Raw genomic sequence first — 24,336 nt, 5'->3', positions numbered from 1 at the left:
GCTACTGGATGAGCTGCAGCCCGGTGTCTTCCAGCACCTCGTTGATCGGCTGGAAGAACGAGACGAAGCCGGGGATGTCGCAGTCGCCGAGCGAGCCACCGGAGACGATGCCCTGGCCCTGGTCGCCGGCGAAGAGCGCGCCGCCGCTGTCACCGGGCTGGCTGCAGACGTCGGTCTGGATCAGCCCTTGCACGGCGCCTTCGGGGTACACGACAGTGGTGTCGAAGGCCTGCACGACGCCGCACGTGGTGCCCGTCGTCGAACCGGTCTTGCAGACGGCCGAACCGACCGGGACCTGGGTCGTACCGCTGATCGGCTGCGCCTGGTCCTGGTTGATCACGGCGGGCTGCGGGTCGAGCGCCTGGGCGTCGTCGACGCGGATCACGCCGTAGTCGTTGCCGGGGAACTGCGTCAGCGCGGACTCGCCGATGACCTGCTGTCCGTCGGTCCAGGTGTCGATGGCGTCGGTGCAGTGCCCGGCGGTGATGATGAACGCGTCCTGACCGGTGGTCGCGTTGAACGCCGAGGAGCACCGTCCGGCGCCGTCCTCGCTGAGGATCGCCTGGCCACCGAAGAACGCCTGGGTGGTGAAGCTCGCCGCGGTGCGCTGCACGTTCACCGCGTCGCCGTAGCCTTCGAGCTTGTCCAGCCACGCGTCGGCCCGAGGATCGGCCGCAGCCTCCTGGGAGACCTGCACCGTCACCGCGTTGCTCGACGGGTCGACGGCCCACGACGTGCCGGGGATGCGGCCGATCGCGTCCAACTGGGTCTTGACCTGCTGAAGATCGTTCATGCCGCGGCTGACCAGCTTCGGCGTGGCGCCGGCGGCCTGCACGGCGTCGGCGGCCTTCTGATCGGTGACGCCGACCATCAGCTCACCGGTCGTCTTGCTGATCCAGGTGCCCGCGCTGCTGTCACCCAGCGCGCTCTGGAGCGACACTGCGGTCTTCGTGCGGCTGTCCAGTTGGTCGAGCCGTGCGGCGGCCTGCTCCTCGGAGATGCCGAGTTGCGTCGCGAGGGCGGCGATCGCCAGTTTTCTGACCTCCGCGGTGTACGCCGCCGGACCGGTACCCGCCGACGCGACCGCCGGCCGGGCCGCGTCAGTCCCAGTCTTGTCGGACGCCCCAGCGGTGGGCGCCGTAGCCATGAACGCGGCTAACGCGGCGGCCACGGCACCGGCCACGACGGACGAGATCGTCACGTTCCGTCGGCGGGCACTGGGGGAACGACGGTGACGGGGAGTAGGCATGCGGCCTCCTCGGTATCGGCTTCCGTAGGCCTCGGTATCAACGCGACCAACACGGTTCACCATCGTGAATGGTTCAGGCCTTACCTCGCAGGTAATCGACGCGGAGACGACGCGCGGGTGAGTATTTCGGGGCCGGATCCCCCATCAGCAGGGAGTACTCCACGTGAGCGACATCGAACAGCTCGTCACTCGATACCTCGAAACTTGGAACGAAACGGACCCGGCGCGGAGGCGTGCCGAGATCGATGCGGTGTGGGCCGACGACGCTCTGTACATCGATCCGTTGGCGGTGGCCGAGGGCCGCGACGCGATCGACGCGACGATCGGTGCGGTGCAGGCACAATTCCCGGGACTGGTCTTCCGGCTCACCGCCGGGGTGGATGCGCATCACGAGCAGGCGCGGTTCCAGTGGGAACTCGGCCCCGCCGACGGCGAGGCGCTGGTGGTTGGCTTCGACGTGGTCGTGCTGGCCGACGGCCGCCTCAGCCGCGTCTACGGCTTCCTCGACAAGGTCCCCGCCTAGCGGACTCGCGCGGTGAGCGAGCTGTCCACACTGGGCACGCTCGCTCGCCGCCCGGCCGCGGCCACCGTCGCTGGACTGTGCAGGCCCCACAACGGTTCGCCGTGCTCGTCGACGAACGGCTCGGGAAGAGGCGGCGGCATGACGACGGTCGGCGCGGGAACCGAACACATGCTCGGATCCGCTGTTCCACCCGCGGTGAGATGCAGTTCCTCGAGCAGGTCCGTCAGCCGACCGCCTACCGGCAATGAGGCCAGCCGCTTGTTCCAGTCCTCCCGGTCCTGCAGCCAGGTCCGGACGTACCACGCACACACGGCGGGTGTGAACATCCGGTGGGCGTCCTCGGCGGCGTCGAGGGACGCCTCGATACGCCATCGCAGCGAGTGCGCGTTCGCCATCCCGCGCACCTTTGCGCGCACCTCGCGGATGAAATCGCGGCGCCGGGCGATCGCCTTCGTCCAGAAATCGGTACCGGCGTCCTCGATGTTGCCCCCGAGGTCGAGCAGCCAGAACAAACCCTCGGCCAGGACGTCGCCGAACTCCTCCCGCCGAGCGCGGATCGGCGTGCTGAACGGATCGTACGGGCGCTGGATCGCCGTCCCCGCCGTTGCGACAGCTCTCTCGGCCGCACCGTCCAGCAGGAAGAACCAGTCCTCGTTGTAGACATTCGGGAAGAAGCCGCCGGCCCGCTGGACGTCGACCATCAGCGCCCCGCCACCGAGAAACGTGTCCTGCCGACCGCCGCTCTCCCGGCTGGCGTGACAGACCACCGAGTTGTCCGGGTAGCCGTCGATGAACAGCCCGGCTGCCCAGTGGTCTCTCTTCACGACGGTGGCCACCCGACAGACGTCGATCCAGTCCGGCACGATGACGTCGTCGTCCAGGAAGAACAACGTCCGGACGCCGAGTGAGCGCGCCAGCACCAGCGCGAGATTGCGCTTGACGCTGACGTCGCTGAGACGCTGGGTGGCGCCGGAGGCGATCTGGTCGGCCTCGAAGCGGAACATCGGTTCGTACCACGCATAGCCGCCCGGGACGTCGATGACGATCAGCCGGTCGTCCAGCCGGTGTCCGTAGTGCCGCTCGACCTTGGACGCCGAGCATTCGCCGCTGGCCAGCACCAGCAGCGTGGAGTCGAGGCGCTCGGCCAGCCGAACCGCCTGGGCGAGGTACGAGACCGGCCGGCTGGTCGGGACCGCGATCAGATCGACGTGCGCGGCGCTCGGCGCTGGGACGTGGACCGGTCTCAGCAGCTCTCGGTGCGACCCGTGGTGGTGGCGAGGGATCCAACCGGTCACGGCGTGACACTCGGCTGAGCCGGCCACTCGAACAACCGGTTTTCCTCGAGCGTCCAGTCCGGCGTCACTGTGTTCCCGGCGAACACCGGAACGCGGACGAGGAGCAGGAACTCGTCGACATCGCCGAAGCGCTCGGCGAGGTACGCCTCGTTCCGATCGCGGAACCAGGCATCCGTGAGCGCCCGGACGGCGCCGAGCGTGCCTCGCCCGTACATGGCATTGCAGATCGTCACGGTGCGTCGACGGTTGAGCGGACTCGATCCGCGATAAAAAAGTGCGACGTCCTCGATCAGCTCGGTTTCGCCGGAGCGTTCGATCACGGTCGGCCGGAACTGACGCTTTCGGTCACCGTCGGTCGCTTCGAAGTACGCGTCCTGGGCCCGATCTTCGGCCGACACCTGCCGTACCGGCAGGTCCAGCCGAACGAGAATGTCACGGGTGACCGGATTCCAGTCGACCCCACCGAGCAGGACGAGATGGCTCGCGAAGTCGTCCCGGGTGAGTGTTCGCGCCGATCGGAACCGGACCCTGGTGTTCTGCGGATTGGCAGCCCGGATGTGGCCGTAGGCCTCCACCATCGCGTCGAGGTCCGCGTACTGGTACATCTCGACGTAGTCGGGGCTGGACGGATCCGCGTACTCCGGCCGCTGCGCAGCGGGCAGCTCACTCGCCACGATGACGACCGGCCGCTGGTCCGCGAAGTGCCACGTGCCGTAACCGACCGCACGGCCGATCGGCGGTTCTTCGATCATCGACCCGGCACCGACGGAACGGGTGGCGTCCGCCTTCGGCTCGCTGATCGCGTCCTGACGCAACCCCATCAGTTCGCTCTCGAGCTCGTAGAGGCGTTCCTTCTCCGCCTCGACGAGGTCGTCCTCAGCGAGCATGCCCGCCGTCAACGATCGCTTGGTCGCGAAGACGTGCGCATAGGCCCGCAGGCGCTCCTCCGGGGGTACGACCGGATCCCGCTCGCGCTCCCACGAGGAGATCAGCGGTGCGCTGAGTGGCTCCGAACCCCCGAGCAACTGGCCGAGTTGCTCCTGGGTGAGCCGCCTGCCGAGCCCGGTTTGCCGGAGCTCGCGCAGCTTCCGCGCCAGACGGATCGACATGGACTTCAGCTTCTTTCACTGAAGGACGGGTTGATGCCTCGAGCCCTACTGCCTCTGACCGTAGTGGAGAACGCAAAACAAATGACCGGTGGGGTCGAAATAATCGCCACGAAGTCACCATCAGTACCACCCGCACCAGCAAAGGCGTCTCTTCAGCAAAATTTTTGTGGGTACAATAGCTGCACCTATTGTCAGCCGTACAGCTGAATGCTCTACTCGTTAGTAACGGCAACCCGACGAGCGAAGGAGGTCAGCCGTGGGACTCCCGACAAAGTTGAGGCGCACGTGCCGGCCGAATTCGTACGCGTAGCACGACATAGCCCGGTTCGATGCGGCAGCGCCGCCGCTGACGAAGACGCTCCGCCCTCTTGATGGGCGTGACCATCAACCCGAGTGCGCTGGCTGAAGCCAGCAGAAGCGCTCCGGATTTGGCAATTGCCAGCGCCCACCCGGCTTGTGGTTTCAGTGGGCTGCCCACACCTACGCTGACCCGACTTCGCGTCGAGGTCGCCGATTCGGTCGGTCGTCGCAACGGCGCGGCGTACTCATGGCGAACACCCCCGGCTGTCCGTTGGCGCGAAGGCCAGGGGTGTCCGTGTTCCCTGCTGGCGGGGTCACCGCCGGCACCGCAGTGCCTTCATGGGGGTGACCCACCATGCTCAAGGTAAGCACGTTCACCGACGCCCGGCTACGGATTCCGAAGGCCGCAGAGATCGTCGCCGCGAGCGCGGTGGCGGTCGCCCACGAGGTCGCCGGCTGGCTCCTGATCGTGTTCGCGATCCTCATCGTCGCGGTCGCTGGGCCGAAACGCGGGTCCCGCGTCTTCGCGGTTCTCTTCGCGACGGTCATCGTGCTGGTCGTGCTGTCCGGCTGCTCCCCGCCCGACGCGGCCCTCCCGCTCGAGAGCGGAGCCGGTCACATCGCGGGAGCGACGGCCGGCACGGCCGGAACCGTCGCCGGTGCGACCGTCCCCGCCGGCACGGCCGGAGTCGCGGTTGCGGGAGCCGTCGCGGCCGCCGCCGTGATCGTCGTCGCTGCGGCGCGGCTGGCCGCGACAGCGCTCAACGCACTCGCCGGTGCGATTCGTGGCCTCATGTGGACGGCGCTCACGCTGGCCGTTCTCGTCTCGGTGCTCGTTCGATCCACCTGAGACGGCGCCGGCCGTCCTGCAGGAGGGGGCAGGACGGCCGGCGCTTCGGTGCGAGGCTCAGCCGCGACGCCGAATGGCGTAGCGGCTGCGGTCGTGGACGACGTTCTTGCCGCGGCCGGGCACCACCACGGCCCGCGGCGAGTCGACGGGGCTCTTCCGGCCCCGGGCAGCGGCCCGCCGCTCGGCCCGGCTCAGCGGGGCGTCGACGGACGCATCGGAAGAAAGTGCACGCATGAGGCAACCTCCGGACAAGGGGGTGCCCAGCCAGAACTGTGGGAACGGTCAGCTGAGCACAGTGGACGGCGAAAACTCGTCACGGGTGCTTGTCAGCTGATCACGGAGCAGACGTTAGCCAGGCATCGAACCGAACGCCACCGAATTAAAGCTCGACGTCGTCGGCCGTGCAGATCTTCGCCCCCATGTTGAGCTCCATCATCTCCAGCGCCGCCTCGGCCAGGTGCGGATGGATACAGGCCACCGCGTCCTTCGGAATGACGACCTCGTGGTGCCGGATGTGCGCGTCGAGCGCGGAGTAGAGCACGCACTGCTCGGTGACCTGCCCGGTCATCACGAGCCGGGTGACGTCGAGCTGTCCCAGGAGGTACTCCAGCGGCGTCTGGAAGAAGATCGAGTGCCGCGCCTTCATGATGAACATCGTCTCGTCGGCCGGGCGGAGCGGCTCGACGAGGTGTGCCGCTTTGCCGTTGATCGCGGACTGATAGATCGAGTCACGGTTCGACGTCCACGACCCGAAGTTGTCGTTGACGTAGATGACCGGCACGTCCGCCCGCTCGATCAGTCTCCCGATCGCCGGCACGGCCTTCTCCGCCGACGAGAGCAGCATGTCGGCGTCCGGGTGGTCGTACGGGGTGATCATGTCGATCACGATCAAAGCGGTCTTTGGCACGAAACGGTACTAACCCCGGTCGGCGCAACTATGCGTCACGACTTTCTCATCTGAGTGCGAATAACTTTCCCTCGCTGGCCTGGTGCGGCGACCGTGTTCTACGGTGACGACCTTGCCATCGAACAATGGAGAGAACATGGCCGAGAGTGGCGTCCGCTGGAAGCGATTCGCGCTACTGGTGGCGCCGGCGGCGATCGGCGCCGGCATCATCGTCGCCCTGACCGGCGAAGGCGCGCTTGCTGCCTCGTTCGCGGTCTCCGGCCAGAACTACAAGATCTCCGCCGACAAGCTCACCGCCGACGGGATGGTGCTCTACGGCGACGTCGACACCGGCCTGGACGGGACGAAGCACCCGGTCGGCACCGCGGGGTTCAAGAAGGCGACGCTCGAGAACCTGTGCCTGTCGTCAGTGGTGCCGCTACCGGCCGGTGACATGACGATCCGCCTGACCGCCGGCGGCAGCGGGACGCCGGTCGACGCCTCGAACATGGTCGCCGACATCGATCAGCTCAGCGGCGACGCCGAGTTCACGAACGTCCAGATCGGCGTCGACGCGTCGAAGCAGACGAAGGGCCCGGTCAGCGGCCCGGCCGGGATCGGGGCGCTGCAGCTGGACTCGGCCACCATCGACGAGCCGAAGCTGCGTGCCTGGGCAGTGGCCGCCGGCACGTTCAAGCTCACCGGCCTGAAGATCGACGTCAGCTTCGGTAAAAAAGAATGCTACTGAGATACCGGGAGTGGCGGCACGGCCGGCCATTCTGGGGCTGCGCCCTCACGCTGGTCTTCGCGGTCGAGCTCTACGCGGCCACCGCGGCGCCGATGGGGTTGGTCGTCCTGCAGGGCGTCACCGTGCTGGGGACCATCGTCGTTTCGGCGGTACTGGTCGTGCTGGCCGCCGCCACGCTCGCCCAACCGCTGCTGCGGACGATCTCCGGGCCGGTGGTCGTGCTGCTCGCGCTGGTCGCGCTGCTCGTCTCGAACTTTGGCGGGTTCCTGATCGGCACGCTGATCGGGCTCGTCGGCGGCGGAATGATCTTCGCCTGGTCCCCCACGAAGAACGCTCCGGCGAGCCCCGCTGACGACGTCGAGCCCCCGACCAAGGATCTGCATCGCCACCGACTCCTGTCGGTGCTGGCGTGGATGGTGCCGACGCTCGCCGTCGCGGTCGCCGTCACGGCGACCGGAAAACCCGCAGTGGCCCAGCCCCGGAGCGGCGTACCGGCCGACCTGCCGTGCCTGATCCCGATCGTGTGCCCGGATCCCACCCCCAGCCAGGAACCGACGCCAAGCCCTACCGCCACGGCGCCGGCCCTGCCGATACCGGATCTACCGATACCGAGCCTGCCCACACCGGAGATCCCGAAAGCCGCCTGCGCCCCCGAGGACTACCCCACCGGCGACGGACCCGACGCAGCCGCCCTCGCGGCGAAGATCCTCCAGGCCTGCGCCGGGGCCGGTACCCCCGGCGAACCCGTCACCGCCGACCTCCCCGCCGTCGGCATCGAACCGAGCGTCCTGAAAGCCGACCGTCTCACGCTCGAGAACCTCACCTACCGCGGCACGGTGCGACTCGACACCGGAACGGTTCTGAAGTTCACTGCCACGAAGCTGACGATCCTCGGCATGGACCTCGAAGTTCCGCCCACCGTCGTCAGCGACACCGCCACGATCAGCGGCAACGTCGAGCTCTACGCCAAGGACCTCAGCGGCAAGGCGTTCGGCCTCGTACCGCTGACGTTCACCGCGAACCCGCCACCGCTGCTGCCGCCGGTGGCGATCCCGAGTCTGTTCTTCACCGACGTGACGTCCCACGTCGCACTGGTGAGCGCCGACTCCGTGAAGTCGGCGCTCACCGTCGAAGCCGACTAGCTGAGCTCGGCCGCGATCAGTTCGGCGATCTGCGCGGTGTTCAGCGCGGCGCCCTTGCGGAGGTTGTCGCCGGTGATGAACAGGTCGAGCGTGTTGGGGAAGTCCAGCGCCTGCCGGATCCGACCGATGAACGTCGGGTCCGCGCCCACGGTGTCGGCCGGCGTCGGGAACTCGCCGTTCGCCGGGTCGTCGACGACGACCACGTTCGGCGCCGAGTCCAGCGCCTCGTGCGCCTCCGCGACGGTCACCGGCGACGCGAACGTGGCGTGCACCGCCAGCGAGTGCGTGGTCACGACCGGCACGCGGACGCACGTCGCCGAGACCCGCAGGTCAGCGATCCCCAGGATTTTGCGGGACTCGTTGCGGACCTTCAGTTCCTCGCTGCTCCAGCCACCGTCCTTGAGCGACCCGGCCCACGGAACGACGTTGAGCGCCAGCGGCGCCGGGAACGGCGACTCCTGGTCACCCAGCTTCTCCGACAGCGCCGCCCGGACGTCACCCGCGCGAACACCGAGGTCACGCCGGCCACCGACCACACCGAGCTCGTCGTAGAGCCGGTCGACACCGGGCTGGCCCGCGCCGGAAGCCGCCTGGTACGACGCGACGACCAACTCGGTCAGCTGCCACTTCGCGTGCAGCGCACCGAGAGCGTCCATCATGGTCAGCGTCGTGCAGTTCGGATTGGCGATGATGCCCTTCGGGCGGTTCGCGGCGGCCGCACCATTTACCTCGGGAACGACGAGCGGCACGTCGGGGTCCATCCGGAACGCGCCGGAGTTGTCCACGGCGACCGCACCGCGCGAAGCGGCGATCGGCGCCCACTTCGCCGACACCTCGTCGGGCACGTCGAACATCGCGACGTCGACGCCGTCGAACACCGACGGCTCGAGCAGGCGTACCTCTACCTCTTCACCACGGACGACGAGACGCTTGCCGGCCGACCGCTTCGAGGCCACCAGCCGGATCTCGCCCCAGACGTCGGCGCGCTCGGACAGGATCGACAGCATCACGGTGCCGACCGCCCCGGTGGCGCCGACAACGGCCAAAGTCGGCTTCATCGTCCGCTCCCCGCGTAGACAGTGGCTTCCTCGTCGGTGCCGAGCTCGAACGCCTCGTGCACGGCGCGCACCGCGGCGTCCAGGTCGGTGTCACGGCAGACCGCGGAGATGCGGATCTCCGACGTCGAAATGATTTCGATGTTGACGCCGACCTTGGCCAGCGCCTCGCAGAACGACGCGATGACGCCCGGGTGCGAACGCATGCCGGCGCCGACGACCGACACCTTGCCGATGTGCTCGTCGAAGATCAGCCGGTCGAAGCCGATCGTCGGCTGCACCTTCTGCAGTGCGGCCATCGCGGCCGGGCCGTCGGACTTCGGCAGCGTGAACGAGATGTCGGTGCGCGCGGTCGCGGCGGCCGAGATGTTCTGCACCACCATGTCGATGTTGATCTCGGCATCGGCGACAGTGCGCAGGATCGATGCGGCAATCCCGGGCTGGTCGGGCACGCCCACGACGGTGATCTTCGCTTCGCTCCGGTCGTGCGCGACGCCGGAGATGATCGCCTGCTCCACGGAAGGGTCCTCCATCGACCCGGCCACGATCGTGCCGGGCTTGTTCGAATACGACGAACGGACATGGATCGGGATGTCGTAGCGCCTGGCGTACTCCACCGACCGGAGATGCAGGATTTTCGCACCGCACGCGGCGAGCTCCAGCATCTCCTCGTACACGACCGTCTCGAGCTTCTTGGCGTTCTTCACGATCCGCGGATCCGCGGTGTAGACGCCGTCCACGTCCGTGTAGATCTCGCAGACGTCTGCTTTGAGCGCCGCGGCGAGCGCCACCGCCGTGGTGTCGGAACCACCCCGGCCCAGCGTCGTGATGTCTTTGGTGTCCTGGGCGACGCCCTGGAACCCGGCGACGATGGCGATCGCGCCTTCGTCGACCGCGCCCTGGATCCGTCCGGGCGTCACGTCGATGATGCGCGCGGCGCCGTGCCGCGCTGTGGTGAGCACACCGGCCTGCGAACCGGTGAACGAGCGGGCCTCGTACCCGAGCGAGTGGATCGCCATCGCGAGCAGCGCCATCGAGATGCGCTCGCCCGCGGTCAGCAGCATGTCGAGCTCGCGTCCCGGGGGAACCGGGGCGACCTGGCCGGCCAGGTCGAGCAACTCGTCAGTGGTGTCGCCCATCGCGGAAACCACGACGACGACGTCGCTGCCGGCTTTGCGGGTGGCGACGATGCGTTCCGCCACCCGCTTGATCCGCTCGGCGTCGGCGACCGAGGAGCCGCCGTACTTCTGTACGACGAGTCCCACGTCGCTCCTTCCGTACGGCCCGGTGAGACGCCCCACCAGGCAGAGTCCAGTGCTTAGGGTACCGGCGCTCGCAGCCCCTTTTCCTGGCCACGGCACCCCCGGGTGGTATCCGATTGACCACTCGTGGGAGACTCGTCACGTCACGCCATCGTCAGGTTGCCTTCCGTCAAGTCATCACGGAATGCGACGAATCACTGTTACTGGTGTGACCACATGCGCGCCACCTCCCACGTTCGGAGGATTCCGCAACGCCGGGTAGACGAGATTCTCGTCCGGTATCAGGTCATTGCGGGACATCTGGCCCCACTACCAACCGTCGCGCTTTCCACCTCGTCTGGATCGTGGTGCAATGCCACAGCGAACACCGCCGGTGGGTGAGAATGGCTCACCGGCCGCGGGGGCGCGTTTCGCCAGTAGCGACAGTAGACGGAGGAGTCGTGCCCACGTCCCTCAAGGGCTTACGTCCGGCCGCAACCTCAGAGGGGCCGGTCAGGCGGGCCCCGAACGCCGGAACGCCCTCCGAGGACCGGAGTAACTCGGGGCATGAGCAGCCGGTGAACAACCGGCCGCTGACCCGTAGCCAGCGCTTCCTCGGTAATGCCCCCATCCGGGTCAAGGTTGTTCTGATCACCCTGGTCCCGTTGATGGCGATGTTCCTTTTCGCCGGCATTCTCACGTACATCGTGACGGACGAGGCCCAATCGGCACAGCAGGTGCAGCAGCTCGCGCGCCTCGGCAGCCAGGCCTCGACGCTCGTGAACGATCTCCAGCTGGAGCGGTCCGCGGCGGCGTACTACGTCGCGAACCCCGGCGACGAGAAGACGCACCCGCCGCTGCGTCGCTTCATCGAGGCCGGCACCACGACCGACGCCACGCTGCGCCAGTTCCTGGCCGAGGCCGGTCGTCTCGACGCCGATACGAAGGCACCGATCCAGAGCCAGCTGCAGAGCGTCACCCGTGGGTCGACGACGCTGGTCAACCAGCGCAACAACCTGCTCAAGCAGGCGCGCGACGGCGGTGTGACGGTCGACGTCGCAGCCGGTAAGTACGACACGCTGATCGGCGACCTGCTCAAGATCGGTGACCGGCTCGCCGGTGCCGCCGACGACCGCGCGCTCTCCGACCAGCTCGACGCCGTCTCGGTGTTCTCCCGTTACAAGGAGGCCGTCGGCAAGGAGCAGGTCATCGTCCTGGACGTCCTGGTCGACCAGGACAAGAAGTTCACGAACGAGACCTACAAGAACGTCACTCGGGCAGCCACCGAGCAGGAAGTGTTCAACACGGAGTTCGGCGAGACCGCCACCACGGCACAGCGCGGTGTGCGTAACGACACGGTCAGCCAGGAAGGCCCGTACCGGTCGGCCGCCGCCCGCGTCCGCAACACCACGTTCGGCAGCGCGATCAACACCACCCAGACGCAGTGGGTCGCCGACAGCACCCAGGTCGACTCGGTGCTCCGTAACGTCGAGCAGAAGCTCAACGCCGACGCCGTGCAGGCCGCAGCCGACTTCCGCGACGACGCGATCCGCAAGACGATCATCGTCATCACGGTCGCGCTCGCCGCCCTGGTCATCGCGCTCCTGGTCTCGCTGGCCGTCGCCCGTTCGATGGTTCGCCCGCTGGTCCGGCTGCGGTCCTCCGCACTCGAGGTCGCCTACCAGTCGCTGCCGGAGGTCGTCCGCAAGCTGCAGGACGCCGACCAGCAGACGGCCGCTCAGGCCAGCGCCGAGACCAGGGCCCGCACGCTCGACATCCGCTCCGGCGACGAGATCGGCCAGGTGGCCCAGGCGTTCAACGCGGTCCACCTCGAGGCCGTCCGGGTCGCATCCGAGCAGGCGCAGCTGCGGCAGAGCGTTTCGACGATGTTCGTCAACCTCTCGCGCCGTTCGCAGCTCCTGGTCGACCGCCTGATCCGCCTGATCGACGGTCTGGAGCAGGGCGAGCGCGACCCCGACCGCCTGTCGGAGCTGTTCAAGCTCGACCACCTCGCCACCCGAATGCGGCGTAACGACGAGAACCTCCTCGTCCTCGCCGGTGCCGACGCCGGTCGCCGGTGGACCCGCCCCGCCCCGCTGGTCGACGTCCTCCGTGCCGCCACCGCCGAGGTGGAGCAGTACACCCGGGTCAAGCTGGGCTCGATCGACGACACGGTGGAGATATCGGCCGCGGCCGTGAACGACCTCGTGCACCTCGTCGCCGAGATCCTGGAGAACGCCACGTCGTTCTCCTCCCCGCGCACGGACGTCGTCGTCGACTCCCGCCGGGTCGGTGACCACGTGATCATCGAGATCGAGGACCAGGGCATCGGCATGAGCCGCGAGCAGCTCGCGGAGTTCAACGAGCGCCTGGCCAAGCCACCGGTCTTCGACATCGCGGTCTCCCGCATGATGGGCCTCTTCGTGGTCGGCCGGCTGGCCTCCCGCCACGGGGTCAAGGTCATGCTGCGCGACGCCTCCGGCGGCGGTGTCCTTGCGATCGTCACGCTCCCGGCCGGTGTCCTCCACGGCGACCAGCCGATCGTCCCGGCGCCGCTGCCGCCCGCCGAGGGTGACGAGCAGAGCGACCGTCCGGTCGAGCGGGTCACGTCGGAGCGGGTCGACCGCACCGGCGAGCAGCCCGCCCTCCCGGCCGCGACCGCTCCCTACGCCCCCACCGGGAACTTCGGTACCCCGCCGTCCGGCCAGCCGCCGTTCGGTGGCAACCAGCCGCAGTTCGGCCAGCCGGGTCCGGCGCAGTTCGGCCAGCCGCTGCCGGGACAGCCGGGCCAGCCGCAGTTCGGCCAGCCGATGCCGGGCCAGCCGCAGTTCGGCCAGCCGGAGCAGCAGCCTTTCGCCCCTGCCGAGCAGAACAACGGTTCCGACCCGTGGGCGCAGCGCAGCGCGCCGCCGTTCGGCGGGGTCCGTCAGGACGCCGACGAGCGCGACGCCCAGCGTGACGCGTACGGCCCGTCGACGCAGAACCAGCCGACCGCGCGGGACCTGTTCGGCCCGGTGAACCCGGAACCGCTCCCCCGTCGCGACGAGCGGGACGACAGCGGGGCCCAGGCCTTCCCGTTCGCCCCCACCACGCCGACGCCGGCCCAGCCGCCGTTCACGGCGCCGGGAGCGGCCGAGGAGACGCCCGACCCCAGCTGGTCGGAGCCCACCCGACCGGTGCCGATCATCCGTGACCCGGCAGCCGCCGCGGCCACGGGAACGCACAGCATCCTCGGTGACCTCCGGCCGGAGCCGACGCCTTCCGAGGCGCGCGAGCCCGACCTCACCTGGAGCACCGGCGGGATCCAGCGTCAGCAGCCCGCCGACGAGCCGGCCGCGAACGCGCAGCCGCCCCGCCCGGCCGCCGCACCACTGCCGAGCCGCCCCACCCAGCCGCTCACCACCCAGCCGCTCACCACCCAGCCGCTCACCACCCAGCCGCTCCCGAGCCGCCCCACCGCTACACCGACCGGCGGCCTCGGCACCCCGCAGGGTGGACCCGCAGCGCAGCCCACCGGCCCGAGCCCGCTCCCGGTCCGCGACCCGTTCGCGAGCCGCGAGGCGCAGGTCCCGCAGCAGCAGAGCCGGCCGATCGCTCCGACCGGGCCGCTGGCCCCGACGAGCCCGGCCGCGCCTCCCGCGCAGGCTCCGGCCGCGAAGGCAGCCGAGCCCGAGGCGCCCACCGCACCCAGTCGCGGCGGCAGTTCCGCTGCGGACGCGATGGCCGCGCTCCGGCGCGACGCACCGAAGACCCCTTCGAACACGACCGGCGCACAGAAGATCTTCCGCGCCGGCCCGTCGGACCCGCCGAACAGCGACCCGACGATCGAGATGCCGCTGCCGATCTTCGACGCGATCGAGTCGGAGTGGTTCCGGTCGCGCACCACCGCGGCGCCGCGTAACGGCAGCAGCAGCAACAACAACGGCTCGTCGTGGTCGCCGCCGCGGGTGCCGGAAGCTCCGGGTGCGGCCAAGACGTCCGCGCCGGAAGAGCCGGACGCGAAGGAGACCACCCGTCTACCCGAAGCCCCGGTTTCCCCGGCGGTCGGCGGCGAGACGCCCTTCCCGCAGAGCGCGACAGCGGCCTTCCGCCGCCCGCGCCCGAACGGGAGCACCGCGGACGAACCCGCCACCCCCAGTGACGTGGAGCGCCAGGAAGAGCCGGTCAGCGTCGGTGCTGGTGCACGCCAGCCCGCGACGGCCGCATGGGAGTCCCCGGCGGACGCCGGATGGCGGGCCGCGCAGGCCGTCGCCGAAGCGGCTCCGAGCAGTACCACCAAGACGGGTCTACCGAAGCGTGTTCCAATGGCACACTTCGTGCCAGGCCGAGTGGAGACGGCGGCGAAGAAAGCCTCTCGTCCGACTTCCCACCGGTCGCCCGAGGCGGTGCGGGGCGTTCTGTCCAGCTACCGCAGCGGTCTCGAGCAGGGGCGGCAAGCCGGGCGCCCGTCACCGACCGGTACGACCCTTGCCGGCTCACCTGAAACGCAGGAGGAGATGTGAGCTCGCTGAGCCACGATGCCCAGAACCTCAACTGGTTGGTGGCGAACTTCGCCAACCGCGTCCCCGGCATCGCCCATGCCGTGGCCGTGTCCGCGGACGGACTGCTGCTGGCAGTCTCCGACGGACTGCCTCGGGACCGGGCCGACCAGCTGGCCGCGATCGCCTCGGGCCTGGTGAGCCTCACCCACGGTGCCGCCCTGTGCTTCGAGGGTGGCAGTGTCAGTCAGACCGTCGTCGAGATGGACACCGGCTTCCTGTTGGTCATGTCCATCAGCGACGGGTCTTCGCTGGCCGTGCTCGCATCGCGTGCGTGTGACATCGGTCAGGTCGGGTACGAGATGGCACTGCTCGTGGAGCGGGTGGGTCAGGTGCTGACACCTGCTCTCCGCTCTGAGCTCCACGCCAGCCTTCCGCGCTGAGGGACGACAGGAGACGTCGCGCGATGAGTACCGAGTACGTCGATCAAAGCGGGCCGCTGGTGCGCCCGTACGCGATGACCGGGGGTCGGACGAGATCCCGGGTCGACATCGCGATGGAGGCACTGGTCACGGCCACCGCACGTGGTGACCGCGAGGCCGGATCTGCCCGGCACGAGTGGCAGAGGATCGTCGAGCTCTGCCAGCAAGTGCAGTCGCTGGCGGAGATCGCGGCGTATCTTGGCACACCTCTCGGGGTTGCCCGAGTAATCGTCGGCGACATGGCCGAGGCCGGAATGCTGGACGTGCACGAGCCCGGCAGGCTCGACGACCAGCTCGGAACGTATCTGCTGGAAAGGGTGCTCAGTGGACTTCGGAAGCTCTAGCCCCGGCCGCCCGCCGCGGGTGACGGCGAGCCGCGCCACCTCGGCAAAGATCGTCATCGCGGGCGGGTTCGGCGTGGGCAAGACCACGCTCGTCGGGTCGGTTTCGGAGATCCGTCCGCTCACGACGGAGGCGGTGATGACTGCCGCCGCGATCGACGTCGATGACGCCTCGAAGATTCCGGGGAAGTCCACCACCACCGTGGCGATGGACTTCGGCCGAATCACGCTCGACGAGGACTTGATCCTGTACCTGTTCGGTACCCCCGGACAGACACGGTTCTGGTTCATGTGGGACGAGCTCGTGCGTGGCGCGATCGGTGCGGTCGTGTTGGTGGACACCCGTCGACTGGCTGACTGCTTCGCGGCCGTCGACTTCTTCGAGCAGCGCGGGCTGCCGTACGTCGTCGGTCTGAACTGCTTCGACGGCATTCAGCCGTACACGACGCAGGACGTCCGGGACGCGCTGACGATCGGCCAGGAAGTGCCGATCATCAACTGTGACGCCCGTGGCCGCGAGTCGACCAAGGCGCTGCTCATCTCGCTCGTCGAGTACGTTTTACGACTGCGTGGCGCGGCCCCGGCCGGCGTCGGCAGCTGAACCACCTTCACGGGAGGCCGCGGCAATTTGCCGCGGCCTCCCGTGCTGCTACGGTGAAAGACGTGCGGATGGTGGGACTGCTCCTTCTTTGCCGCGGCGAGGCCAGTTAACGAGCCGGCTTCCTCGTCGCGGCGCTTGGCGTGCTTGCCGGCTTGCACTCGCCAAGACCCCAGGAGCACCCAGCAATGCGCAATCCTCAGCGGCCCAGTGGCATGCCGATCCACCGCTACACGCCGTTCACCCCGATCGATCTGGCCGACCGCACCTGGCCTGCCCAGCAGACCACCGAAGCCCCCCTGTGGTGCGCGGTCGACCTGCGTGACGGCAACCAGGCCCTGATCGACCCGATGAGCCCGGCTCGCAAGCGCAAGATGTTCGAGCTGCTCGTCAAGATGGGCTACAAGGAGATCGAGGTCGGGTTCCCGGCGGCCAGCCAGACCGACTACGACTTCATCCGGCAGATCATCGAGGAAGACCTGATCCCGGACGACGTCACGATCCAGGTCCTCACGCAGTCCCGCGACGAGCTGATCCATCGCACGTTCGACTCGGTCCGCGGCGCCAAGCAGGCCATCGTCCACCTGTACAACTCGACGTCGACGCTGCAGCGGCGGGTCGTCTTCGGCCTGGACCGCGACGGCATCACCGCGATCGCCACCAACGGCGCCCGGCTGTGCCAGAAGCTGGCCGAGTCGATGGGCGACACGTACATCCGCTTCGAGTACTCGCCCGAGTCCTACACCGGAACCGAGCTGGAGTACGCCGCCGAGGTCTGCAACGCGGTCAGCGACATCTGGGAGCCGTCCGACGACCGGCCGGTGATCCTGAACCTGCCGGCCACCGTCGAGATGGCCACGCCGAACGTCTACGCCGACTCGATCGAGTGGATGAACCGGCACCTGGCGCACCGCGAGAACATCATCCTGTCGCTGCACCCGCACAACGACCGCGGCACCGCCGTGGCCGCCGCCGAGCTGGGTGTGATGGCTGGCGCCGACCGCGTCGAGGGCTGCCTGTTCGGCAACGGCGAGCGCACCGGCAACGTCGACCTGGTGACGCTGGGCATGAACCTGTTCAGCCAGGGCATCGACCCGATGATCGACTTCAGCGACATCGACGAGGTACGCCGCACCGTCGAGTACTGCAACCAACTGCCGGTGCACGAGCGGCACCCGTGGGGTGGCGACCTGGTCTACACGGCCTTCTCCGGATCGCACCAGGACGCGATCAAGAAGGGCTTCGACTGGATGGAGCGGGACGCCAAAGCCGCCGGCGTCGATGTCGACGACTTCCGCTGGGCGGTTCCGTACCTGCCGATCGACCCCAAGGACATCGGCCGCACCTACGAGGCCGTCATCCGGGTGAACTCGCAGTCCGGCAAGGGCGGCGTCGCGTACGTCATGAAGACCGAGCACCAGTTCGACCTGCCGCGCCGGCTGCAGATCGAGTTCTCGCAGGTCGTCCAGAAGATCACGGACAACGAGGGCGGCGAGGTCAGCCCCGAGGCGATGTGGTCGGTGTTCCGCGACGAGTACCTGCCCAACCCCGACAACCCATGGGGCCGGCTGGCGCTGCGCGGTTACCACAATGTCGGTGACCAGGTGTCCTTCGACATCGTGCTGGACGGCGAGGAGAAGACGGTCGAGGCGTCGGGCAACGGCCCGATCAACGCGTTCGTCACCGCGCTGGACGGCGCCGGTATCCCGGTGCGGCTGCTGGACTACACCGAGCACACGATGTCGGCCGACTCCGGCGCCAAGGCCGCCGCGTACATCGAGTGCGCGGTCGGCGAGGACCAGGTGAAGTGGGGCGTCGGCGTCGACACGAACATCGTGACGTCGTCGCTGAAGGCGGTCGTCAGCGCCGTCAACCGCGCGTACCGCTCCTAGGGCTGCTCCTCGGTGCGGTAGGCCTTGAACCCGCGCGCCTGGTAATTGGGCAGCGCGTTCGGGTGGTCCTGCGTCGACGTGTGCAGCCACACCCGGCTCACCGTCGGCAGCAGGTCCCAGGCCTGCCGCACCGCGAGTGTCAGCGCATAACTGCCGATTCCCCGGCCCACGGCCTCGGGCACGAGTCCGAACGTCGTGATCTCCACCTCGGGGGCCCGGTCCGCGAGTTCGACGATCCCCACCGGCTCGTCGTGGTGCGTGATCGCCCAGTCGTGCAGGTACGGCTTCGCGAACTGCGCCGCCCACTCCTCGTCCGTGCGCCGTCCCGCGCCCCAGCCGTGCGGCTCGCCGACCCGCGTCTCCAGCTCCCGGATCAGCTCGGGCCCGATCGGCAGCAGCGCCACACCCTCGGCGGGGCGACCGGGGATCAGCTCGGCCGCCGACGTCATCTCGAGGTACGTCCGGATGTACGTCATCGCTGCCCGTAGGTAGCCAGGCGCGCGGTCGCGTCGTCCAATTCCACTCCGTCCAAGAGCCGAGGGATCATCCCCGAGGAGAGCACCCGCAGCGCGACCTCGCAAACCCATTCCAGGTACAGCGCCCGCTCGTACGCCTCGGCCAGCGACTTCCCGACCGCCACCGCGCCGTGGTTGCCCAGCAGGCACGCGGTGCGGTCCTCCAGCGCGGAGACCGCACCGGCGGCCAGTCCGTCGGTGCCGTACTCGACGTAGGGCGCGACTCGCGGCGACCCGCCGAACAGCCCCAGGTAGTAGTGCACGGCCGGGATCTGCGGCACCAGGCACGACAGCGCCGTCGCCGCGGTGGAGTGCGTGTGCACGACCGCGCCCACGTCCGGGCGCGCCGCGTAGACCGCGAGGTGCAGCGGCAGCTCGCTGGTCGGCTTCAGCCGGGCGTCCACCGCCGTGCCGTCCAGCGCGAACAGACCGACGTCGTCGGGGCACATCGTCGGGTACGGCACACCGGTCGGCGTCACCGCGACGAGTTCCCCACTCCGGGACGACACGTTCCCTGCCGTACCGACGACCAGACGGTCGGCGACCATCCGTTTGCACACTTCGGCGATCGCGTCCCGCTCCGTCACGGTCGGGATCTTCTCACCTCACGGCCACCGACCCGTCGTGGGAGTACATGACGTCCTGCCGCTGCTCCTCCGCACCCTGTGCGATGGGGGCGTCCAGCCAGTCCTCCGGAATGCCGAAGCCGTCGACCAGGAACAGCGCGTCCGGCCGCAATTCCTGGCAGAGCTCGTTGACCACGCTCGTGACCCGCTTCGCCCGGCTCGGGGTGATCCGGCCGTGGCCGAGGAACCAGGCCAGGTCCGCCTCGATCGTGGACAGCGCGTACAGCGCGCAGACCCGCTCGAGCAGGGCACGCAGCTCCCCGGTCACGCCGTCGAGCGCAGCCGTGAACGCCTCCAGCAGCACCCGCTCCACGTGCACCCGCGCCAGCCGCAACACGTGGTCCTGCGCGTCGTTGAACACCGCGAACGCGTCCGCGCCCGGCTCGCCGGCCTTGCGCAGCCGCTTGGCCAGACCCTCCAGGACGTGCTTCTCGCGGTCCTCGAACAGCGCCAGGTGCCACTCGCGGTCCCGCAGATCCGGCTCACCGAAGCGACGCAGCGCCGACGTCCGTTCGGTCACCGCCTCCCACACCTGATCGGCCAGGAACCGCACCATGCCCAGCGCGTCCAGGTCGCCGAGCTGATCGCGGTACCCGGTCAGCAGACCCTTCGCGACCAGCTGCAACAGCACCCGGTTGTCGCCCTCGAACGTGGTGAACACGTCGGTGTCGGCGCGCAGCTGCGGCAACCGGTTCTCGGTGAGGTAACCGGCACCCCCGCACGCCTCCCGGCACGCCTGGATGGTCGCCGACGCGTGCCAGGTCGCAACCGCCTTCAGACCCGCTGCGCGGGCTTCCAACTGCCTTTGCGCGACGCCATTCGGCGTATCACCGTCCGCGAGGCCATCGGCGGGCTGGAGCTCGTGCAGGGTACGAACGAGGTCTTCCTGCGCGAACCGAAGTGCGTACGTCTTCGCCAGCGCGGGCAGCAGCGCACGCTGGTGCGCGAGGTAGTCGAGCAGTACGACTTCGCGGTCGCGACCGGGTGCCGTGAACTGCCGACGCGATTCGCCGTACCGGATCGCGATCGACAGTGCGGTCTGCGTGGCGCTGCCGGCGCCCCCGGCGACGCTGATGCGGCCCCGGACCAGCGTGCCGAGCATCGTGAAGAACCGGCGACCGGCGTTGTCGATCGGGCTGGAGTAGGTGCCGTCCTCGGCGACGTCGCCGTAGCGGTTGAGCAGGTTCTCCCGCGGGATCCGGACCTGGTCGAACCAGAGCCGCCCGTTGTCGACGCCGTCCAGACCGGCTTTGCCGCCGCAGTCGCCGATGCGGACGCCCGGACAGGGGTGACCCTGTTCGTCCCGGATCGGGACCAGAAACGCATGGACCCCGTGCGATTCCGTGGTGACCAGCTGCGCGAACACCACCGCCAGCCGGGCGTCCCGGGCGGCGCCGCCGATGTAGTCCTTGCGCGCTGCCTCGTGGGGCGTCTCGACCACGAACTCCCGGGTCTCCGGGTCGTACGTGGCCGTAGTGCGCAGGTGCTGGACGTCCGAGCCGTGGCCGGTCTCGGTCATCGCGAAGCACCCGGGCAGCTCGAGGCTCATGATCGGCGGCAGGTACGTCGCGTGGTGCCGCTCGGTGCCCAGCGCCTGGATCGCGCCGCCGAACAGCCCCCACTGGACACCGGACTTCACCATCAGGCTCAGGTCGCCGTAGCCGAGCATCTCGAAGCTCGCAACGGATCCTCCGGTGTCGCCCAGACCGCCGTAGCGCGTCGGGAAGCCGAGCCGGGAGTGGCCGACGGTGGCGAGCTGCTCGAGCAGCTCCCATACGCGCTGCCGGTGCGCGTCCCGGCCGAGGTCTCCGGCGAGCCCGAACTCCGGTCGCCGCAGCGCCTTGCGGGCCTCTTCCCGAACCTCGGCCCACCGCCCGTCGAACACCCGCCGCAGCTCTGCCAGATCGCTCATCCTGGCCTCCTCGTCTCACTTCGTATGTTACTCGCCAGTACCCATCCGTCGTTCCGTGAACCAATCGCGCTCGTGGCTGCTACCAACCCTCCGAAGGAGGTGAGCGGGTGGCGAGCGACACCGAGCTGCTCCGGTCGATCGCGACCGGGGACGCGACAGCGCTGTCCCTGCTCTACGAGCGGCATTCCCGTGCGCTCTACGGGTACCTCCTCCGCCTCGCCGGTGACCGGATGGTCGCCGAGGAGATCCTGCAGGACACGATGCTCGCGGTCTGGCGGTCCGCGGGCGCGTTCGAAGGCCGCGCACAGGTGACGACCTGGCTGTTCGGGATCGCTCGCCGACAGGCGCACAACCGGCTCCGGTTACGCTCCGGCCCTCCGCCCGCGGAGACGATCGATCGGCCCGACGGGAGCGCGGGGCCGGAGGAACTCGCGATCGCGGCGGCCGGCGGGACGCCGGTGGCCGCGGCTGTCGACCGGCTGCCCGCGCACCACCGCGACGTGATCGCGCTGGTGTTCGTGGCCGGTCTCCCGCTCGCCGACGTCGCCGAGGTGCTCGCGATCCCCGTCGGCACGGTGAAGAGCCGGCTGTTCCACGCCCGGGCCGCCGTCGCCGCGGCGCTCGCCGCCCAGGAGGTGCCCGAATGAAGGACCAACTCCCCGCCTACGCCGCCGGCTCCCTGCCTCCGTCCGAGCGCGCACGGGTCGACGCGCACCTCTCCACGTGCGCCGACTGCCGCTCCGACCTCGCGTCCTGGCACGCGATAGCAGCCTCCACACCTGACAGCGCGGCGCCGGAGGTGGGGCGGATGGTGCGGGCGGTGCTGGCCAGGAGTGCGGTCGAGGAACCCACGGGGCTGGCGCCGAACCGACAGCCGAGGCGACGGCTGCGGCACCTCGCCGCGCTGATGGTGGCCGAAGGTCGGCTGATCCGGCTCGCCGTGCCGATCGCCTCCGCGCTGGTCATGGCGCTCGGCGTCGCCGTCGTCCTGTTCCAGCACGACCTGGGCGGCGCCGCGGCCACCGGCGCCGGTGGGCTGGCCGACCTGGTGCTCGCGCTGATCGCCCCGATCGTCGCCGCCGCGGGCATCAGCGGCACGTACCGCTCCGCCCGCGACCCCGCTGCCGAGCTGGTCGCCGCCGCACCCACGTCCGACCGGCTCCTGCTCCTCGTCCGCCTCACGCTCGTCTTCGGCTACGACCTGGTCCTCGCGACGGGGGCCTCGGCCGTACTGGCCGCCGCCGACGCGTCCGCCGCCGCCGACCTGAACACGCTCGTCGGTGCCTGGCTCGGCCCCATGACGCTGCTGTCCGCGCTGAGCCTGCTCGTCGCCGTCCGCTTCGGACCGGACGTCGCGCTCGGCGTCGCCGGCGGGCTCTGGGCCGTGCGGGTGCTCTCCACCAGCGTGCTCGCCGACGACGGGTGGGCGGCCCGTTCGATCCTGGCGGTCTGGTCGACGAACGCGCCCGTCCTGACGGCCAGCGCCACGATCGCGGCCGCCGCCGTGCTCCTGAGCGGACGCGTCGGCACGTCCCGCGATGAACCGAACAGCGGCCGCCGCGCTACCCACCTCCTGTGAAACCACTGACCCTCTGGCAGTACGAGGTGCGCCGGGCCGGCTGGGCCGCGCTCCTCGGTCCGCCGATCGCCGTCGCCGTCGGTGTCGCCGCCGCGGTGGCGAACCCGATGCCGAGTGACACGACGACGGCCCGCATCCTGCTCGGCACGCTGGAGATGGCGCTTCCGCTCGCCGCCGGCGTCGCCTGCGCCTCGCTCGTCGGCCGGGATCCCGCCGTCGAACTGCAGGTGACGTCGTCGACGGCGTACCGCGTCACGTTGCTGCGTCGGATGGGCGTGACGCTGGGCTGGACCGCGGCGTTCGCGGTGCCGATGGCGGTGGTGCTGATCGCGACCGGCTGGTGGCACCGCTGGCCGGCCAACCACGGGGCAGTGGTGGGTCAGCTCACCTGGGTGGCCCCGACGCTCGGCCTGAGCGCTCTGGGGTTCGCCGCCGGCGCGGTGTTCCGCAGCCCGGGAGCCGCCGGTGCACTGGTGACCACCCTCTGGGCGATCCAGCAGTTCTTCGCCGGCGCCGCGCAGGAGCACCTGCCGGGCCGGCTCCTGTACCTGTTCGCGACGACCCGGGGCGCCGCACCGGACGACTGGACCGCGAACCGGCTGACGCTGCTCGGCGCCGCGGCCGCATTGATCGCGCTCGCGTTCGTCGTGCTGGGCCGATCGGAACGCCTCATCTCCGGAGAAGACGAATGATCAGCGCCTTCGCAGCGAGCCTGCGCTACGAGTTCCGCATGCAGATCCGGAAGCGGTCGGTGTGGATCGTGCCGGCTCTGACGCTCGTCCTGTTCGTGCTGATCGGTGGCTCCCTGCTGCGTGACCTGTTCGACCCGGCCGAGCGGCCGCCGGAGGCGCGCACCGCGGTCGTCGGCCTCGCGGTCCAGCTCCACGCGCTGCTCGCGATCGGGTTCGGCTGTCTGCTCGCCGACCGACTCGTCCGCGACGAACGGCTGCGCGTGGCGTCGGTCCTGGACGCCACCCCGGCCGAGCCACGCGCCCGGCTCATCGGCAAGTTCCTCGGAGCGGGTGCGGCGACGGCCGTCCCGATCCTCGTCGCGTATCTCGGCTTCGCGACCGCCTACGCGGTGGACAGCGGCGGGCCCGGCGCGATCGGGTGGGCGCTGGTCGCGTTCGGTGTGGTGTTCGTGCCGGGCCTGCTGTTCGTGGCCGCATTCGCGCTGGCAGTGCCACTCGTCGTCTCGGCACCCCTGTTCCGCGTGCTGTTCGTCGGCTACTGGCTCTGGGGAAACGTCGTACCACCGGACGTGATGCCGACGCTCGCGGGCACCCTCGTCCATCCGCTCGGTGGCTACGCACTGACCGCGCTGCTGGACTTCCACGGCATCGACGGCGAGGACACCCTGGCGGGCCCGGTGTCCGGCGCGACGTTGAACTTCCTCCGGCCCGACCCCACGCCGGCGATCGCCTGGCTGTCCATCGGCGTGCTGCTCGTGCTGTCGGTCGCCGTACTCAGCGGCGGCCACGCGCTGCGCGTCCGCCGAGCCCGTTGAGACGAGAG

The 24,336-nt window shown here is 69.6% G+C and carries 23 protein-coding genes; 13 read left to right on the top strand and 10 right to left on the bottom strand.

The genetic code is table 11. From position 1 onward, the window contains the following. Position 1: 1 nt before the first annotated feature. Positions 2-1,249, bottom strand: coding sequence for a S1 family peptidase (locus ACGFY5_RS00720; RefSeq protein ID WP_392715837.1), 1,248 nt, complete (start codon positions 1,247-1,249; stop codon positions 2-4). A 163-nt stretch (positions 1,250-1,412) separates the two neighbouring features. On the opposite strand from ACGFY5_RS00720, the gene ACGFY5_RS00715 reads away from it, so the two are divergent. Continuing rightward, a complete protein-coding gene (locus tag ACGFY5_RS00715; RefSeq protein WP_392715836.1) occupies positions 1,413-1,772 on the top strand; it encodes a nuclear transport factor 2 family protein in 360 nt (119 codons plus the stop codon). Here ACGFY5_RS00715 and ACGFY5_RS00710 read toward each other — a convergent pair. After that, positions 1,769-3,067, bottom strand: coding sequence for a hypothetical protein (locus tag ACGFY5_RS00710; protein ID WP_392715834.1), 1,299 nt, complete (start codon positions 3,065-3,067; stop codon positions 1,769-1,771). The genes ACGFY5_RS00715 and ACGFY5_RS00710 overlap by 4 nt on opposite strands. Further along, positions 3,064-4,176 (bottom strand): helix-turn-helix transcriptional regulator, encoded by a 1,113-nt coding sequence (locus ACGFY5_RS00705; RefSeq protein WP_392715832.1) that lies wholly within the window; start codon positions 4,174-4,176, stop codon positions 3,064-3,066. The genes ACGFY5_RS00710 and ACGFY5_RS00705 overlap by 4 nt, the downstream gene beginning before the upstream one ends. A gap of 655 nt (positions 4,177-4,831) precedes the next feature. Between ACGFY5_RS00705 and ACGFY5_RS00700 the strand changes: the two genes are divergently transcribed. After that, positions 4,832-5,326, top strand: coding sequence for a hypothetical protein (locus tag ACGFY5_RS00700; RefSeq protein WP_392715830.1), 495 nt, complete (start codon positions 4,832-4,834; stop codon positions 5,324-5,326). Positions 5,327-5,383: 57 nt separating this feature from the next. Here ACGFY5_RS00700 and ACGFY5_RS00695 read toward each other — a convergent pair whose 3' ends face one another. Both ACGFY5_RS00695 and ACGFY5_RS00690 read right to left on the bottom strand, forming a co-directional pair. After that, positions 5,384-5,560 (bottom strand): hypothetical protein, encoded by a 177-nt coding sequence (locus tag ACGFY5_RS00695; RefSeq protein WP_392715828.1) that lies wholly within the window; start codon positions 5,558-5,560, stop codon positions 5,384-5,386. Between the two features lie 145 nt (positions 5,561-5,705). Continuing rightward, positions 5,706-6,233, bottom strand: coding sequence for a cysteine hydrolase family protein (locus ACGFY5_RS00690; protein ID WP_392715826.1), 528 nt, complete (start codon positions 6,231-6,233; stop codon positions 5,706-5,708). Between the two features lie 136 nt (positions 6,234-6,369). On the opposite strand from ACGFY5_RS00690, the gene ACGFY5_RS00685 reads away from it, so the two are divergent. Beyond that, on the top strand, positions 6,370-6,960 hold the full coding sequence (locus ACGFY5_RS00685) for a DUF6230 family protein (protein ID WP_392715824.1): 591 nt from the start codon (positions 6,370-6,372) through the stop codon (positions 6,958-6,960). Next, complete coding sequence (locus ACGFY5_RS00680; RefSeq protein WP_392715822.1) at positions 6,951-8,102, top strand: DUF6114 domain-containing protein; 1,152 nt, start codon at positions 6,951-6,953, stop codon at positions 8,100-8,102. Before ACGFY5_RS00685 ends, ACGFY5_RS00680 begins: the two co-directional genes overlap by 10 nt. On the opposite strand, the gene ACGFY5_RS00675 is transcribed toward ACGFY5_RS00680, so the two are convergent. Both ACGFY5_RS00675 and ACGFY5_RS00670 read right to left on the bottom strand, forming a co-directional pair. Beyond that, the gene (locus ACGFY5_RS00675; protein WP_392715820.1) at positions 8,099-9,160 is read right to left on the bottom strand and encodes an aspartate-semialdehyde dehydrogenase; all 1,062 of its coding nucleotides are present in this window, start codon (positions 9,158-9,160) and stop codon (positions 8,099-8,101) included. The two genes, ACGFY5_RS00680 and ACGFY5_RS00675, sit on opposite strands and share 4 nt — an antisense overlap. After that, the gene (locus ACGFY5_RS00670; RefSeq protein ID WP_392715818.1) at positions 9,157-10,422 is read right to left on the bottom strand and encodes an aspartate kinase; all 1,266 of its coding nucleotides are present in this window, start codon (positions 10,420-10,422) and stop codon (positions 9,157-9,159) included. The genes ACGFY5_RS00675 and ACGFY5_RS00670 overlap by 4 nt, the downstream gene beginning before the upstream one ends. Positions 10,423-10,976: 554 nt before the next feature. Here ACGFY5_RS00670 and ACGFY5_RS00665 point away from each other — a divergent pair. From ACGFY5_RS00665 to leuA, 5 genes are all read left to right on the top strand, one after another. Further along, on the top strand, positions 10,977-14,900 hold the full coding sequence (locus tag ACGFY5_RS00665; protein ID WP_392715816.1) for a nitrate- and nitrite sensing domain-containing protein: 3,924 nt from the start codon (positions 10,977-10,979) through the stop codon (positions 14,898-14,900). Then, the gene (locus ACGFY5_RS00660) at positions 14,897-15,319 is read left to right on the top strand and encodes a roadblock/LC7 domain-containing protein (RefSeq protein ID WP_035847699.1); all 423 of its coding nucleotides are present in this window, start codon (positions 14,897-14,899) and stop codon (positions 15,317-15,319) included. Before ACGFY5_RS00665 ends, ACGFY5_RS00660 begins: the two co-directional genes overlap by 4 nt. A 23-nt stretch (positions 15,320-15,342) precedes the next feature. Further along, positions 15,343-15,702 carry a DUF742 domain-containing protein gene (locus ACGFY5_RS00655; protein ID WP_035847696.1) on the top strand — a complete coding sequence of 120 codons (360 nt, stop codon included), beginning with the start codon at positions 15,343-15,345 and terminating at the stop codon, positions 15,700-15,702. Further along, the gene (locus ACGFY5_RS00650) at positions 15,683-16,300 is read left to right on the top strand and encodes an ATP/GTP-binding protein (RefSeq protein ID WP_035847694.1); all 618 of its coding nucleotides are present in this window, start codon (positions 15,683-15,685) and stop codon (positions 16,298-16,300) included. Before ACGFY5_RS00655 ends, ACGFY5_RS00650 begins: the two co-directional genes overlap by 20 nt. Positions 16,301-16,485: 185 nt before the next feature. Continuing rightward, the gene (leuA, locus tag ACGFY5_RS00645; RefSeq protein WP_392715813.1) at positions 16,486-18,189 is read left to right on the top strand and encodes a 2-isopropylmalate synthase; all 1,704 of its coding nucleotides are present in this window, start codon (positions 16,486-16,488) and stop codon (positions 18,187-18,189) included. Here leuA and ACGFY5_RS00640 read toward each other — a convergent pair. From ACGFY5_RS00640 to ACGFY5_RS00630, 3 genes are read right to left on the bottom strand one after another with little or no spacing between them, the layout of a single operon-like run. Continuing rightward, positions 18,186-18,665, bottom strand: a complete 480-nt coding sequence (locus tag ACGFY5_RS00640; RefSeq protein WP_392715811.1) for a GNAT family N-acetyltransferase — start codon at positions 18,663-18,665, stop codon at positions 18,186-18,188. The two genes, leuA and ACGFY5_RS00640, sit on opposite strands and share 4 nt — an antisense overlap. Beyond that, entirely contained in the window at positions 18,662-19,291 is a 630-nt protein-coding gene (locus ACGFY5_RS00635; RefSeq protein ID WP_392715809.1) for a class II aldolase/adducin family protein, read from the bottom strand. Before ACGFY5_RS00635 ends, ACGFY5_RS00640 begins: the two co-directional genes overlap by 4 nt. A gap of 13 nt (positions 19,292-19,304) precedes the next feature. Further along, positions 19,305-21,242 (bottom strand): acyl-CoA dehydrogenase, encoded by a 1,938-nt coding sequence (locus ACGFY5_RS00630; RefSeq protein WP_392715807.1) that lies wholly within the window; start codon positions 21,240-21,242, stop codon positions 19,305-19,307. Positions 21,243-21,349: 107 nt separating this feature from the next. Between ACGFY5_RS00630 and ACGFY5_RS00625 the strand changes: the two genes are divergently transcribed. From ACGFY5_RS00625 to ACGFY5_RS00610, 4 genes are read left to right on the top strand one after another with little or no spacing between them, the layout of a single operon-like run. Then, positions 21,350-21,889 carry an RNA polymerase sigma factor gene (locus ACGFY5_RS00625; protein ID WP_392715805.1) on the top strand — a complete coding sequence of 180 codons (540 nt, stop codon included), beginning with the start codon at positions 21,350-21,352 and terminating at the stop codon, positions 21,887-21,889. Next, a complete protein-coding gene (locus ACGFY5_RS00620) occupies positions 21,886-22,821 on the top strand; it encodes a zf-HC2 domain-containing protein (RefSeq protein ID WP_392715803.1) in 936 nt (311 codons plus the stop codon). The genes ACGFY5_RS00625 and ACGFY5_RS00620 overlap by 4 nt, the downstream gene beginning before the upstream one ends. After that, positions 22,818-23,513, top strand: coding sequence for a hypothetical protein (locus ACGFY5_RS00615; protein WP_392715801.1), 696 nt, complete (start codon positions 22,818-22,820; stop codon positions 23,511-23,513). Before ACGFY5_RS00620 ends, ACGFY5_RS00615 begins: the two co-directional genes overlap by 4 nt. Beyond that, positions 23,510-24,328 carry an ABC transporter permease gene (locus ACGFY5_RS00610; RefSeq protein ID WP_392715799.1) on the top strand — a complete coding sequence of 273 codons (819 nt, stop codon included), beginning with the start codon at positions 23,510-23,512 and terminating at the stop codon, positions 24,326-24,328. The genes ACGFY5_RS00615 and ACGFY5_RS00610 overlap by 4 nt, the downstream gene beginning before the upstream one ends. Positions 24,329-24,336 lie beyond the last annotated feature (8 nt).

Source organism: Cryptosporangium sp. NPDC048952 (assembly GCF_043197895.1).
In the GTDB taxonomy this organism is placed as follows: domain Bacteria; phylum Actinomycetota; class Actinomycetes; order Mycobacteriales; family Cryptosporangiaceae; genus Cryptosporangium.
Note: the sequence above shows the minus strand (reverse complement) of the source record. Positions and strands in the feature narration are given on the sequence as shown.